We start from the raw sequence: 13,809 nt of genomic DNA on the forward strand, positions 1-13,809 counted from the left end.
GTGGGGGTGCGGGGGCTGGGCGGGGTGCGGCCGCGCGGGCTCAGTCGGATCGGGGCCCGACGACGCCGAGGAGCACACCTATCGAGCCCTTCTCCCCCTCGCGACGGCGGCGCACCACTCCGGTGGCCAGGGCATAGGGCACCAGCATCACGAAGCCGACGGCGCTCAGCAGCAGGATCGACACCACGATGGAGCCGTCGGCGCCGCCGGTGCGGGCCACCAGCAGGGCGGCGGCGATGTTGCGCTGGCTGGTGAGGATGGCGGGCCCGTCACGGACGGTGAGGGTGTCCCCGGCGAGGTCACCGCAGATGCGACCCGCGACGAAGGCGAGCGCGACCAGGCCGGCGGCCACCAGGATCACCGGGGAGAGCACCAGCTGCAGCACCAGGCCCGAGTTCGAGCCGAAGCCGGAGAGGAACATGAGCACCGCAGAGATGGCGGCGACGCTGCCGGCGATGCGGGCGAAGAGATCGGCGCGCCGGGGGAACACGGCGGCGATGGCGATGCCGGCGATCATCGGGGAGAGCATCGTGCCCAGCAGCAGCTTGGCCACGGCCCAGCCGTCGACCTCGACGTCCTGCAGGAGGAAGGGCACCACCAGCGGCATGAACACGATCGAGCCCAGCAGCAGCACCGCCATGGGGCCGGCGGTCTCGCCATAGGGGATGCGGGCCATCGCTCCGAGCTGCAGCACGAACGGGGCGCCCGCGGCGCACAGCGCGATGATGAAGCCCGCTCCGGTCTGGTGCGGCAGCATACCGTCCAGGATCCAGATGATCAGAGTGCCGACGGCGGGGACCACGACGAAGTTGGCCCCGAGCACGGCGAAGACGGTGCGGCGGTCCTTCAGCTGGTCACGGAAGGAGCGCAGCGGCGTGCGCAGACCCATGGAGAGCATCGACGCGATCGCGAAAGCTGGGACGCTGACGTGGATCAGCAGCATCAGCAGGGATTCGATCGTATGCACCGATCAAGCCTACGCGGGTGCGCGGTGGAACGGGAGCGACGCTCAGATCCACCCGTTGTCCGAGGCGGTCCTGACCGCTTCGACGCGGTTGGTGACGCCGAGCTTCCCGATCGCGGAGGAGATGTGATTGCGGACGGTGCCCTCGCTGAGGAACAGCCCTCCCGCGATCTGCGCGGTGGTGCCGCCCGTGGCCGCGCCCTGCAGCACCTCCGTCTCCTTGAGCGTCAGGGGGCTGGGGCCGACGGCGAGGGACTGCGCCGCGAGCTCGGGATCCACGACCCGCAGGCCCTGGTGGACCCGACGGATCGCGTCGACGAGACGCTCGACCGGGGTGTCCTTGACCATGAACCCGTGGGCGCCGGCCTCCATCGTGCGCCGCAGGTAGCCGGCGCGGCCGAAGGTGGTCAGCACGATGATCCGCGTTGCGGGTCCACCGGCGTCACGCAGAACGCCCGCAACGGCGATGCCGTCCTCGGGTCCGGGGGTGCCGGCGGCGGTGGTGCCGGCGGGCATCTGCACGTCCAGCAGGAGCACGTCGGGGACGTTCGCGGTCACGACGGCGAGCGTGCTCGCCCCGTCGGCCGCCTCTCCCACCACCTCGAGGTCGGGCTCCAGGCGCAGCAGGGCGACCAGACCGGTGCGCAGGATCGACTGGTCGTCGGCGACCACGAGACGGATCATGGCGCCGCCTCCATCGTCACGGTCAGCGTCGTGCCGGTCCCGGCCGAGGTGACCTCGAGATGCCCACCGGCGACCGCGATGCGGGCCTCGAGGCCGTGCAGACCGGAGCGGGAGGTGTTCTCGGGGATGCCCACGCCGTCGTCCTCGATGCTCACGGAGTTCTCGTCGACGGTGATGGCGGCGCGGGTGGCCCGGGAGTGGCGCACGATGTTGGTGACTCCTTCGCGGATCACGAACCCGAACAGCTCGGCGCGGTCCTCGGGCAGGGTCGGCAGCGCGGTGGGGACGTCGGCCTGGATGCCGATGGTCGCGAGCACGGTCCGGGCCGACGCGATCTCGGTGGCCGCGCGCACGTGCTGCATGCCGCTGGCGGTGGCGCGCACGTCCGCGAGCGCCTGGCGGACAGTGGTCTCGATGTGCTCGAGCTGGACGCCGGCGGCATCGGGGTCGGTCCGGAGGAGACGGCGGGCGAGCTGCGCGGAGATGGTGAGCGAGGTCAGGGAATGACCGAGGAGGTCGTGGAGGTCACGGCCGATGCGCTCGCGCTCGGCGGAGACCGCGAGGACGGCATTGCGCTCCTGAGCGGCCGCGAGCTGGTCCTGCAGGATCTGCTGCCGGATGCCGTATCCGATCCCCCAGGACATCAGCATGCCCATCCCCGCGAGACCGGCGGCGATGTACACCCCCACCACGATCGCGATCGCGAAGACCGTCAGGCTCATGGCCACCATGGTCGGCACGGCCCATCTCCACGGCAGCAGCAGCACGTGGGTCATGGCCTGGAACATGACCATGTACAGCACGTTCTCGCCGAGGATCGGAATCAGCGCGAGCAGCAGCGCAGTGCAGACGGCGAACCAGGCCAGCCGCACCCGCTGGGGGTACAGACCGACGCCGGTGCAGTAGACGAACAGCAGCCCGTAGACCAGCAGCATGGATGTCACGAGGGCGGCCCAGGGGCCTGGCTCACCCAGCCAGGCGAAGAGGATCGGGATCGCGATGAACAGGACCGGCGGGAGTGCGAAGGCCAACCCGCCGGATTCGACCGCCGCCCGGTGGATCGCGCGCGGGGTGAGCGGCCGGGAGGCGGCCTCCTGCTCGCTGCCGCGCACCCAGGTCCCCCACGGTGGCGCCTCGAGGGATCTCATGAGGCTCATTGTGTCAGCGGCGCGTCAGGCCCACGGCGCGGGACATGCTCACCGAGCACAGCACGCCGAGCGCGACGCTCCAGGCGCCGATCACGAGCAGCCCCGTCACCGGCAGGTCGCCCCCGTACAGGGCCCATCCGCCGAGTCCGGAGATCCAGTAGGTGGGAATGGCGTGGCCCAGGTTCTGCATCCACATCGGGAACATCTCCAACGGCATCCACAGCCCGCCGAAGATCGCCATCGCCATCATGGTGACGACGCCGCCGGCCATCGCCGCCCCGCCCTTGAGGACCATGCCGAGCACGAGCCCCACCAGGATCGTGGGCAGCAGGCCGAGCCACAGCACGGCGAGGGTGGCGACGAAGGCGACCGGGGTGGCCTCGACCCCGGTGGCGAGTCCGACCAGGCCGACGGCGAGCAGCGCGGGGACGATCACGGCGCTGGCCGCCATGACGGAGCCGGCGAGGAAGGAGCGCGGTGACAGCCCGGCGACGATCAGCTGGCGCAGGAAGCCGTTGCGCTGATCCTCCTGGATCTGGGTGCCGGCGGTGACGGCGGCGCCGAGCCCACCGTAGGCGGCCATGTTCACCATCACCATGCCGCGCGCCCGGCCGTCGTCGAGATCTCCGAACATCATCGAGAACAGCAGGTACATGCCCACCGGCAGGGCGATCGTGAACACCATGAACGGCACATTGGTGACGGTCATACGGGTGGTGTGCACGGCGTAGCGCAGGATCCGCGAGGCAGCCGAGGGTGCAGGCAGGGCAGAGGTGACGGTGGTGGTGGATGTGGGGAGGGTCGAGGTGCTCATCGGTCTGCTCCATCAGTGTCGGTGTCGGTGTCGGTGTCGGTGTCGCTGTGGTCGGTGATGCGCAGAAACGCCTCCTCCAGGCCGGGTGCGGAGACCAGGACCTCGTGGACGCTGCCGGCCAGGGGCCCGGTGAACAGAGCAGCGAGCACAGCATCGGAGTCGGAGCACAGAGCCCGTACCCGGGCGGGTTCGGTCTCGTCGGCCGCGGCGCTCTCGACGCCGGGCAGCTGGGCGACCTGCCCGGGCTCGGCGCCGCGCAGGGTGATCACGCGGCCACCCACGATCGCGCTGATCTCGGGCCCGGTGCCGTCGGCGACCACGCGGCCGCGGTCCATCACGATCACGCGGCCGGCTTCCCGTTCGGCCTCGTCGAGGTGGTGGGTGGCGAAGACGACGGTGCGGCCGGTGGCGGCGACCGTGCGCATCTGGTCCCAGAAGGCGCGGCGGGTGCCGATGTCCATGCCGACGGTGGGCTCGTCCAGCAGCAGCACCCGGGGGTCGCCCAGCAGGGCGATCGCGAAGCGGACCCGCTGCGCCTGACCGCCGGAGAGGGTGCCGATGCGGCGCTTCAGCAGATCGGCCACGTCGGCCTGCTCGACGGCGGCGTCCAGGGGCATCGGGTGGGCCTGCAGGGCGTGCAGCATCCGCAGCATGGAGCGCACGCTCTGGTCCGGAAGCAGCGCGCCGGCCTGCAGCATGGTGCCGATCAGTCCGGTACGGGTGGCGGTGACGGGGTCCGCACCGAGAACCGTCACCTCGCCGGAGTTCGGGACGGCGAGGCCGACCATCATCTCCATGGCGGTGGATTTGCCGGCGCCGTTGGGGCCGAGCAGGGCGACGATCTCGCCGTTGCCGATCTCGAGGTCGAGCTCGTCGAGCGCGCGGAGCTGACCGTAGGTCTTGGTGACGCCGCGCAGGCTGAGGGCCGCGGCGGGGCGGGCCCCGGCAGTGGAGGGGGTGGGGGTGGGAACGGTCGCGGTGTTCATGCTGACGAGTCTTCCGGGGCGCGGGTCCGCGTCCCAGGCCCTGCCATCACCCCGTGCCCATGACAGTCGTCATGATCTGCTCGGGCTACGCTGGCGCGGTGCTGATCAGACAGGTGCGGCCCCTGGATGCCGCCTCCGGTGAGGTCCCGGCCCGGCCGCTGGACGTCCGGCTCCGTCACGGCGCGATCTCCGAGATCGCCGCATCGCTCGCCCCGGCCGCCGGCGAGGAGGTCGTCGACGGCGGCGGCGCGATCGCGATCCCGGGCCTCTGGGACCAGCACGTGCACACCGGGCAGCTCGCCCAGGCGCATGCGCGGCTGGACACCAGCGGCGCCGGCAGCGTGGGCGTGATCCTCGAGCTGGTCCGGGCTGAGCTCGCGCTGCGCCGTGAGGCGGGCACCGATCCCGGGCAGGCGCTGATCGGTTTCGGCCATCGCCTGGTGGATCTGGCGATGCGGCCGACGGTGCCCGCGCTGGACGAGGCGACCGGCTCGGTCCCGACGGTGCTGATCGGCGGGGACGCCCACCACGCCTGGCTGAACTCCTCCGCGCTGCGCCTGCTGGGGTTGCCTGCGCGCGACGGCATCCTCGCCGAGGAGGACTGGTTCGCCCTCGCGCCGCGACTGATTGTGCTCCCAGGCGTCGCCGACGCCTTCTCCACCGGAGCCGCGATGCTGCAGCGTCAGGCGCTGCAGCGCGGCGTCGTGGGGCTGGTCGATATGGAGTGGGGGCGCCCCTGGGAGGTCTGGCCGCACCGCTCACCGCGCCTGCACGTGCGCACCGCGGTCTACCCTGCGGAGCTGGCGCACGCCCCGGGGCCGACGGGGACGGTGCTGGATCCGACCGGACTGGTGACGATGGGACCGCTGAAGGTGATCGTCGACGGCGCCCTGGGCTCCCATTCGGCGTACACCCGCGAGACCTACTCCGATGGTCACGGGTATGCGGGTCGGGGCGTGCTGAGCTTCGGTGCGCAGGAGCTCACTGCCGCCCTCGCGCAGGCGAAGGCTCAGGGCCTCACCGCCGCCGTGCATGCGATCGGGGACGCCGCCGCGCAGCTCGCCCTGGACGCGATCGCGCAGGTCGGGATCAGTTCCCGCATCGAGCACGCGCAGATGCTCACCGATGACGATGTGACCGCGATGGCGCAGCTCGGGGTGACCGCCTCCGTGCAACCCGCCCACCTGCTGGACGATCGCGACGCCACCGAGAGCGTGTGGCCCGGCCATGGCGCTCAGGCTTTCCGGTTGCGCGACCTCCTCACCGCCGGCGTGCCGCTGGCTCTGGGGTCCGACGCCCCCGTCGCCCCCCTGGACCCGTGGCTGGCCATGTCCGCTGCGGTGCACCGCAGCGCCGACGACCGCGCCGGCTGGCATCCCGAGCAGCAGCTGCAGCCGCGCGAGGCCCTGGCCGCCTCGACCGACGGCGTCCGCACACTGACTGTCGGCGGGCCCGGGGACGTGGTGCTGCTGGCGGAGGACCCCTTCGTCGAGGTCCCTCTCGGTGACGGCGGACAGATGCTCGACGCCGCTGCCCGCGAGGCCGCGCACCGCCTGCGGGAGACCCGCGTGCTGGCGACGATCGTCGCGGGCCGGCTCGAGTCCCAGCTCTGAGCTGGGCGGTCAGGTCCGGCGCGCTCGCGCCACCTGCAGCGCCTGCGCGATGAGCACGCCCTGCAGGGGCAGCCTCCCGAACGCGATCGCCCGCCTCCTGGGTGGCGCGTTCCTCCCGTCGTAGGCCATCTGGATGTTCGCGGGGAACACCGCCACGAACAGCGCGACCGCCGCGAGCCCACCCAGGCAGCGGGTGCGCGGGATCGCGAGCAGTCCGGCGACGCCGAGCTCGGCGACCCCGGAGGCGTAGGTGTAGCTGCGGGCCGAGCCCGGCAGGGCGGTCGGCACGATGCTGTCGAACGGTGCGGGCCGGACGACGTGCAGCACGCCGGCTCCCCCGAGCAGGACGGCGAGGAACGCCGTGTTCGTCCCCGCGCAGCTCACACCGTGCTCCCGGCGGCCGGCAGCACGCAGAACTCGTTGCCGGAGGGGTCCTGGTAGATCCTCCAGGGAAGGTCTCCCCAGTCGGGGTGCAGCTCGCGGCCACCGCGTTCCTCGATCCCGGCGGCGACCTCATCGGCGTCGTCCCCGGCCTCGAGGCGCACGTCCAGGTGGATCGGGTTCTTGGCACCGGGCCGCTTCGGTTCGGGCTCCTCGCACAGCTCCAGCAGCGGGCCGTGCAGCGAGGGATGCCGGAGCGTACGGGGCGCCGAGCCGGGGGCATCGACCCATCCGGTCAGCCATGCCCAGAAGTCACCGTCGCGCTGCGGGTCTGCGGAGTCCAGCGGCAGGCAGGCCAGTGGCCCGGTGTCGGTGTACTCGTCCCGGTCCTCCATCACGCAGAACGCGGTCCCCTCGACGTCCCCGAGCACGATCCAGGACACGTCACCCTGCCCGATGTCCAGGTCACGCGCACCGAGCCCGCGCAGATGCTCCGCGACCTCGAGCTGCCGGTCCCCGCCGCGCAGATCGAGGTGCAGACGCAGCGGTGAGGCAGGCGGCTCGGGCACCCGCACGAAGCACAGGTCGAGGTACACATCGCCGACGATCTCCAGGCGGGTCTCGTAGATGTCCGGCTCGACCGTGAGCGCGGTGGTGCCGAGCGCGGCATCCCAGAAGCGGCCGAGGCGGACGGGGTCGGCGGCGTCGATGCCGAGGTTCTCGAGGAACATGCGGCGAGTCTAGGACGGCCGTCCAGGACCGGCAAAGGTTAATCAGTGGACCGGTCACCGCGAGCTGTCTACGGTGGGTCCAGTCGTCGACCCGTGCGGGCCGGCCCTGAGGGAAGGAGGACCAGATGGTTGTCACCGTGCTGACCCCTGCCGTCCTCCCTTCCGTTCCGACCTGCTGAGAGCAGGCCCTCCCTCAGGAGAACCCCGATATGACACCGTCCTTCGATCCGGACGCCTTCTTCGCACGCTCGATGCTCACCGTGACCATCGCCGAGCTCGACGACGACCAGCGCTGGTCCACCTGGCCGGAGACGGCCCACACCATGGATCGCGGCCCGCAGCCCTTCCCCGACTGGGTCGTCCAGCACGACGGCGCGATCGACACCGAGCTCGGCATCCTCAAGACCGGCAAGGAGGCCGACGCCTTCCTGCTCGAGCGCGCCTTGCCCGAGGAGCTCCTCACCGGAGCCGCCGGCGAGGAGACGCTCCTGGTCGCCAAGCGCTTCCGCTCCCCCGAGCACTCCTCGTTCCACCGCTCCCACGAGTACACCGAGGGTCGTCGGGGCAAGGATTCCCGCGAGGCGCGAGCGATGGCCAAGGGCACTGCCTTCGGCAAGCAGGTCGCGGCAGCCCAATGGGCCCGCACCGAATTCGACGTGCTCGGTCGACTGTGGTCGGCAGGGCTTCCGGTCCCCTACCCGGTGCAGATCGTCGGGACCGAGGTGTGCATGGAGTTCATCGGCACCGATGACGAGCAGGGCGCGGTGGCGGCGCCGCGCCTGCAGGAGACCAGTCCCGATCCCGAGCAGGTCGAACGCTGGGCGCGCGCTTTGCGCGAGGTCGTCCTCGGCCTGTCTGAGCTCGGACTGGTCCACGGCGATCTCTCCCCCTACAACATCCTCATCGACTCCCGGCAGGCGGACCCCTCCCCGGTGATCATCGACGTCCCGCAGGTCATCGACCTGATCGCCAATCCCCACGGCCCGCAGTTCCTGCGACGGGACTGCGAGAACGTCTGCGCCTGGCTGCGCGGGCACGGGGCACCGGCGTCGGCCGCGGATCCCGCAGAATGGTTCACCGCCTCCATGGGCGGATGGGAAGCTCCATGATCAGCGACGACGCCCTCCAGCAAGTCGCCGAACGGGTGGCCGCAGTCCCCGGCATCCGTGCGGTCGCCCTCGGCGGAAGCCGCGCCCGCGGCACCCACCATGCGGACTCCGACGTGGATCTGGGCCTCACCTACGACGCCGCAGCGCTCGACCTCCCTGCCCTGCGCACGGCGGCGCGCGAGATCGCCGGCACCCCGGTCGACGTCGCCGGCCCCGGCGGCTGGGGTCCGTGGGTCGACGGCGGCGCCTGGCTCACCGTCGACGGCACGGCGGTCGACCTCATCCTGCGGGACGCGGACCGCGTGCGAGAACAGCGGGACCGAGCCATCCGCGGGCAGTTCGCCGTCCACCAGCAGACCGGTCATCCCCTCGGCTTCCTGGACGTGACCTACGCGGCTGAGGTCGCCACCTGCCGCCCCTTGGTCGACCCGGACGACCTGCTCGACGAGCTCCGCGCCGACCTCTCGCCGTATCCGCGCGCGTTGCGGGACGCCCTAGTCGAGCACCTCTGGAACGCGGACTTCATCGTGGGCGGCGCCGCGAAGGCGACCTCTCGCGGCGACCTCGCCTACCTCCAGCTGTGCTGCACGACCGCTCTGATGTGGTGCGCGCACGCCTGGCACGCCGAGGCCGGGGTGTGGGTGACGAACGAGAAGGGCATCGTCCCCGAGGTCGCCCGCCTGCCGCTCGACACCCAGGACTTCTCTGCGCGCGCGACCACCGCTCTCGCGGGCCTCGGCCCGGACCTCTCACCGGACGGACTCGAGGCGGCGGTGCGCACCGTGCGCGAACTGGTCACCGCGACGCAGGAGGTGCTGGCCGACGAGGGCTGAGGGGACTGCTCAGTCCGAGCGGCCGAAGGGCCACCAGCGTCGGGGTCGTCGGCGGCCCTCCGCGACCGGCTCGGCCCGCACGGGTTCGGCGTCGGCCGTCGCAGCGCGCAGCTCCCGCCAGCGCTCCACTGCGTCGTCGGGATCCATCTCGGGCGCCATCATGCGGGCCAGCGGGTTCTCCCGGCGATCCTCGTGCACGCGCTGCGTGAACTCCGCGGCATACTCGCGCACGAGCTGCTCGGTGGGCAGCTCAGCCAGGGTGCCATCGCGCTGCTCGTACTCGCGGCGCAGCAGCGCCACCACGGGCAGCAGGGCGTCGCGATCCACGTCATCCTCCGCGAGGCGCTGCTTGATCCACCAGTCCGGGTCATGGTTGGGCGGCAGGTCCAGCGGCTTGCCGGCACCGGGCAGATCGTCGAAGTCGCCGCGCGCGATCGCCTGCTCGAGGGCGGACTCCACCCGTCGGTCATCGCGTGAGCTCATAGCCCGCCCGCGCCCTCCGCGAGCACCGCCAGCCGATCGATCGAGGCGCGCAGATGCCCCGCGGTGTAGCTCCGTGCTTTGGCGAGGCGCTTCTCGTCGGTCAGCCGCGACCAGTCATAGGTGTGGGTGACCAGGGTGTGGCCGTTCTCGAGCGGCTCGAGCTCCCAGCCCCAGCGATGGCCGGGCGTCTCCTGGCCCTCCGGGGCGGGCATCCAGGCGATCTCGCGACCCTCGTCGAAGGCGACCACATGGTTCTCGCGCACGGCGCCCTTGGTCAGCGTCATCCGGAAGACGTCGCCGACGGCGCGCACGCGCTGGCCCGGTGCTGCCTGCCCGAGGTTGTCGTTGCCGTCCCAGCGCGGCTGCTCGGCGGGGTCGGCGATCAGCGCGAAGATCGTTGCGGCCGGCGCCTCGATCTCTCGGGAGGCACGCACGGTCTTCTCGTCGGTCATGGTCACATCATCTCCTCGGCAGGGGTGGTGTCGTCGAAGACATCGATCGATCCCGCGTAGTTCGCCACCCAGAGGCGACGCTGCGTGGGCTCGTAGGTGACCCCGATCGGGTTCTGCCCGACGTCCACGCGCTGGATCTCCTCCATGGTCTCCGTGTCGAACTTCGAGACCGTGTTCTCGTAGTAGTTCACCACGTAGAGCGCGAGGCCGTCCGGCGAGATGGTCATCGAGCGCGGCTCCCGGCCGGTGTCCGTCTCCCGCAGCACCTCCCCGGTGGCGGGGTCGAGCTCGAGCAATCGGTCCGAGCCGGACTCGGTGAGGTACATCAGGCTCGCGTCCGGCGAGAGCACCAGGTGGCGGGGCTTGCGGCCGGTCTCCAGCACCAGCTCGCTCTCGCCGGTGACGAGGTCGATCCTGTACAGCTCGTCGGCATACATCGCGGTCACATAGGCGGTGCGGTTGTCCGGCAGCACGACGCTGCCGCGCGGCGCCGAATCCACCGGGATCTGACTGGTCTCCTCGCCCGCGTCGAGGTCCACCACGGAGACGCTCGAATCGCACCAGTTCGAGACCAGGGCGATGCTGCCATCGGGCGAGAGCGAGATGAACTTCGGGACCCGGCCCACTTCGATGACCTGGTCCCACTGCCCGCTGGCCATGTTCAGGCGGTACACGGCGGAGTTGCCGATGGCGTCCCCGGCCGCGCAGTCGTCGGTCGCCGTCGCGCCGGCGCCGGGCCCCTTCAGGGAGTACTGGGAGACGTACGCGTAGTCGCCGTCGGGCGAGAACACCGCCTCCACCGGCGCGCCCTCGGTGGTGCCTGCGCGGTCCTCGAACCCGAACTCGGACAGGTCCACGTCGTCGGAGACGGTCGCGGTCAGCTCGAGGGACTCGGCGTCGTACAGCGTGGAGCTGTGGCTGTACATCATGTTGTTCGCGATGACGGTGCCGGTCGAGCTCGCGACGACGGACTTCGGGGTGATGTCCCCGGTGATCCGGGTGGAGTTGTCCAACCTGGTGGTGTTCGACGGAGCACCCGGTGGCAGCGCACCGTCCGGTGGTACCGCACTGCCCGCGGAGGAGCCCTGGCCGGGCGAGGCGGCGCTGGTGATCAGACCGGAGAGCATCCCTCCGGACATGATCACCGCCATGATCGCGATCGCAACGGTGAACTGCTCGTGCGGCCGCCCGGGCCGCACCGATCTCCTCCGATGCCTTGCCTGCACGCTCAACCCCCTCGGCCTATGGTGACGAACCTAGGCCGAACACCTCCCGTCGGCGGGGAGCCGACACGGCGTGGCGTGTCGCCCGCGGAGGCGTCAGAGGTTCGGACGGCCCTGCAAGGCGACTTCGCGATAGGCGACGTCGTAGCCGAGCTTCTCGTTGATGGCGATCATCCAGGGGTTCACCTGCGAGTTCCAGGTGACCACCGCACGCACCTCCGGAGCCCGCTCGCGCAGCAGACGATGGGTGGCGACCTTCAGCGCGAGGCCCAGGCGGTGTCCCCGATGCTCCGGCATGACCAGCGTGTTCTCCTGCCAGGCGACCGTCGTGCCCGGGGTCTGCTGGATGTGCACCTCGGAGTTGCCGACGAAGCTGCCATCGGGCGCGACGGCCACCGCGATGAGCGGCCGCGTGCCCGCCTCGCGCAGTCGTCGGATCATGATGCGTATCCGCTCGGGCGTGTAGTCGGGTGCCTCGTGCTCGACGTCCTCATCGGGCTCGTCGAGCTCGAGCTGCCGCAGCAGCATCCCGTAGGCCATCAGGTGCTCCTCGGGGATCTCGGCGTCCCACAGCTCCACCCGGAAGTCCCCGATCTTCTGGTCGACCTCCGCCTGCAGCTGCTCCAGCAGCGAGTCCTCCAGCGGGAGCGCCAGGGTGCGGCACATCGCGACGTTCTTGCGGGTGATACCCAGCCGCGCGGCCAGGCGGTTCACGGGCTGGGCAGGATCGTCGGGGTCGCCGTCGACGGGGATCTCGCCGTAGGCCTCCACCAGAGAGCGACCCGATTCCCGGATCGCGGGGATCACGGCCTCCTCGACGAGAGCTGTCGCCACCCCGCGACCGCGGTGGGCCGGGTGCACGGAGACGCCCACGGCGATCGTCTCGAGGTTCTCCTGCAACGGCACGAACACGGCGGCCCGGCCGACGATCATTTCGCCGCCCTCGATCGGCTCGGCGGCGGCCACCCAGTGCCGGATCCGCCAGTACACGGTGTCGGCGAGAGTCGCGCGCCGCTGCTGGAGCGTGTAGACCTCGCTGCCGCCGTGCATGAACTCGTCCAGCGCGACGTCCAGGGCGTTGTACTGCGTGAGCTCGAGATCGGAGGACGGGTCCAGAGGGCGGATCGTGAAGTGCATGATCGCAGTGGATCACGGGTGGTTCACGCTGGTCGACAGAATTTCTGCACGAGGTCAGCGGGCCCTCTTGACTCTCCCCCCGGGACAATCCGGAGCGTGGGGCCATGCCGGGACCTACCCGGCGCGAGGCACGACGGAGGAACGCATGGACGAGACGCTGCTGAGCATCGGCGATCTGGCCGCGGCGAGCGGGCTCAGCCCCAAGGCTCTGCGGATGTACGCCGAGTCGGAGCTGCTCCGGCCGCGGCACGTCGACCCGTTCACCGGCTACCGCTCCTACGGTCGGGACCAGGTCGAGCGGGCACGGCTGATCGCCGCGCTGCGCGGTCTCGGGATGGGACTCGCCCGCATCCACGTGCTGTGCGACCTCGATTCCGCAGCCGCCGTCTCCGAGCTGCGCTCCTGGTGGCGACAGGAGGAGGCCGACGTCCTCTCCCGCCGCGCCGCCGTCGACACTCTCGCTCGTGAACTCGGGGAACGCCCCCAGGAGGACATCACCATGACCGCATCGACCACTGCCCGCTCCGCCGGACCGCTGCGGACGGCTACGGCCGCCGACCGCGGGCCCGTGCGCGCCGCCCAGCAGGACGCAGTGCTGAGTCGCGAGCTGGACGACGGTTCCACGCTGCTTGCCCTGGCCGACGGCTTCGGCTCCGACGACGACCTGTCCGCACGAATCCTGTCCGCCTTCGCCGACGCTGTCGGGGAGCGGGCGTCGGCCGATCCGCTCGCGGCCCTGGAATCCGCCTGGTCCGCCGCCGAGGAGCTGATCCCGCCCGACGGACCGAACGGCACCACGTTGACAGCGGCGCTGATCCGCGGCAGCCGCCTGCATGTCGCGCATATCGGCGACACGCGGGTGACGCTCGTGCGCGGCACCAGGATCGAGGCGGTGACCCAGGACCACACCCGTCTGCGCTCGCTGGTCGCGGCGGGCCGCATCGCCCCGGAGGAAGCCGCCGCGCATCCGGATCGAGCCGTGCTCAACCGTGCGCTCGCCGCGGGCGCCCCGACGGCCCCGGATCTGCTGATCCGCCGGCTCGAACCGGGCGACCTCGTACTGCTCGCCTCGGACGGGCTGCACGCGGTGGTCGACCCGTCGGATCTCGCCGACGCACTCACCGCATCGGCGGCCGACGTCGACCGACTGGCCGATCAACTGGTGGCCCTATCCCTCGAGGCCGGAGGACCGGACAACGTCGCAGTCGCGGTCACCCGGGTCTGACGACGCGGGCGGGCGGGGCGGGCAGG

The 13,809-nt window shown here is 71.3% G+C and carries 15 protein-coding genes; 4 read left to right on the forward strand and 11 right to left on the reverse strand.

Features of this window, described 5'->3' with window-relative positions:
• Positions 1 to 40: 40 nt before the first annotated feature.
• From INT51_RS12680 to INT51_RS12700, 5 genes are read right to left on the reverse strand one after another with little or no spacing between them, the layout of a single operon-like run.
• Positions 41 to 967 (reverse strand): bile acid:sodium symporter family protein, encoded by a 927-nt coding sequence (locus INT51_RS12680; RefSeq protein ID WP_193105679.1) that lies wholly within the window; start codon positions 965 to 967, stop codon positions 41 to 43.
• A gap of 42 nt (positions 968 to 1,009) precedes the next feature.
• On the reverse strand, positions 1,010 to 1,648 hold the full coding sequence (locus INT51_RS12685; RefSeq protein WP_193105680.1) for a response regulator: 639 nt from the start codon (positions 1,646 to 1,648) through the stop codon (positions 1,010 to 1,012).
• Positions 1,645 to 2,796 carry a sensor histidine kinase gene (locus tag INT51_RS12690; protein WP_226832337.1) on the reverse strand — a complete coding sequence of 384 codons (1,152 nt, stop codon included), beginning with the start codon at positions 2,794 to 2,796 and terminating at the stop codon, positions 1,645 to 1,647. The genes INT51_RS12685 and INT51_RS12690 overlap by 4 nt, the downstream gene beginning before the upstream one ends.
• Before the next feature lie 13 nt (positions 2,797 to 2,809).
• On the reverse strand, positions 2,810 to 3,610 hold the full coding sequence (locus tag INT51_RS12695; RefSeq protein ID WP_193105682.1) for an ABC transporter permease: 801 nt from the start codon (positions 3,608 to 3,610) through the stop codon (positions 2,810 to 2,812).
• A complete protein-coding gene (locus INT51_RS12700; RefSeq protein WP_193105683.1) occupies positions 3,607 to 4,596 on the reverse strand; it encodes an ABC transporter ATP-binding protein in 990 nt (329 codons plus the stop codon). Before INT51_RS12700 ends, INT51_RS12695 begins: the two co-directional genes overlap by 4 nt.
• Positions 4,597 to 4,694: 98 nt before the next feature.
• Between INT51_RS12700 and INT51_RS12705 the strand changes: the two genes are divergently transcribed.
• A complete protein-coding gene (locus tag INT51_RS12705; protein WP_304502185.1) occupies positions 4,695 to 6,209 on the forward strand; it encodes an amidohydrolase in 1,515 nt (504 codons plus the stop codon).
• Between the two features lie 9 nt (positions 6,210 to 6,218).
• Here INT51_RS12705 and INT51_RS12710 read toward each other — a convergent pair whose 3' ends face one another.
• Both INT51_RS12710 and INT51_RS12715 read right to left on the reverse strand, forming a co-directional pair.
• Entirely contained in the window at positions 6,219 to 6,593 is a 375-nt protein-coding gene (locus INT51_RS12710; RefSeq protein WP_193105684.1) for a hypothetical protein, read from the reverse strand.
• The gene (locus tag INT51_RS12715; RefSeq protein WP_193105685.1) at positions 6,590 to 7,321 is read right to left on the reverse strand and encodes a VOC family protein; all 732 of its coding nucleotides are present in this window, start codon (positions 7,319 to 7,321) and stop codon (positions 6,590 to 6,592) included. Before INT51_RS12715 ends, INT51_RS12710 begins: the two co-directional genes overlap by 4 nt.
• A gap of 209 nt (positions 7,322 to 7,530) precedes the next feature.
• Between INT51_RS12715 and INT51_RS12720 the strand changes: the two genes are divergently transcribed.
• Positions 7,531 to 8,430, forward strand: coding sequence for a serine protein kinase RIO (locus INT51_RS12720; RefSeq protein ID WP_193105686.1), 900 nt, complete (start codon positions 7,531 to 7,533; stop codon positions 8,428 to 8,430).
• Entirely contained in the window at positions 8,427 to 9,263 is an 837-nt protein-coding gene (locus INT51_RS12725) for a nucleotidyltransferase domain-containing protein (protein ID WP_193105687.1), read from the forward strand. The genes INT51_RS12720 and INT51_RS12725 overlap by 4 nt, the downstream gene beginning before the upstream one ends.
• Before the next feature lie 9 nt (positions 9,264 to 9,272).
• Here INT51_RS12725 and INT51_RS12730 read toward each other — a convergent pair whose 3' ends face one another.
• The 4 genes from INT51_RS12730 to INT51_RS12745 form a co-directional block, all read right to left on the reverse strand.
• On the reverse strand, positions 9,273 to 9,746 hold the full coding sequence (locus INT51_RS12730; protein WP_193105688.1) for a DUF1992 domain-containing protein: 474 nt from the start codon (positions 9,744 to 9,746) through the stop codon (positions 9,273 to 9,275).
• On the reverse strand, positions 9,743 to 10,198 hold the full coding sequence (locus INT51_RS12735) for an SRPBCC family protein (protein ID WP_193105689.1): 456 nt from the start codon (positions 10,196 to 10,198) through the stop codon (positions 9,743 to 9,745). The genes INT51_RS12730 and INT51_RS12735 overlap by 4 nt, the downstream gene beginning before the upstream one ends.
• Before the next feature lie 2 nt (positions 10,199 to 10,200).
• Complete coding sequence (locus INT51_RS12740) at positions 10,201 to 11,397, reverse strand: YncE family protein (protein WP_304502186.1); 1,197 nt, start codon at positions 11,395 to 11,397, stop codon at positions 10,201 to 10,203.
• A gap of 120 nt (positions 11,398 to 11,517) precedes the next feature.
• Complete coding sequence (locus INT51_RS12745) at positions 11,518 to 12,558, reverse strand: GNAT family N-acetyltransferase (protein WP_193105691.1); 1,041 nt, start codon at positions 12,556 to 12,558, stop codon at positions 11,518 to 11,520.
• A 145-nt stretch (positions 12,559 to 12,703) separates the two neighbouring features.
• Here INT51_RS12745 and INT51_RS12750 point away from each other — a divergent pair, with 145 nt between their 5' ends.
• Entirely contained in the window at positions 12,704 to 13,783 is a 1,080-nt protein-coding gene (locus INT51_RS12750; protein WP_193105692.1) for a MerR family transcriptional regulator, read from the forward strand.
• Positions 13,784 to 13,809 lie beyond the last annotated feature (26 nt).

Source organism: Brachybacterium sp. FME24 (genome assembly GCF_014897705.1).
Taxonomy (GTDB): Bacteria; Actinomycetota; Actinomycetes; order Actinomycetales; family Dermabacteraceae; genus Brachybacterium.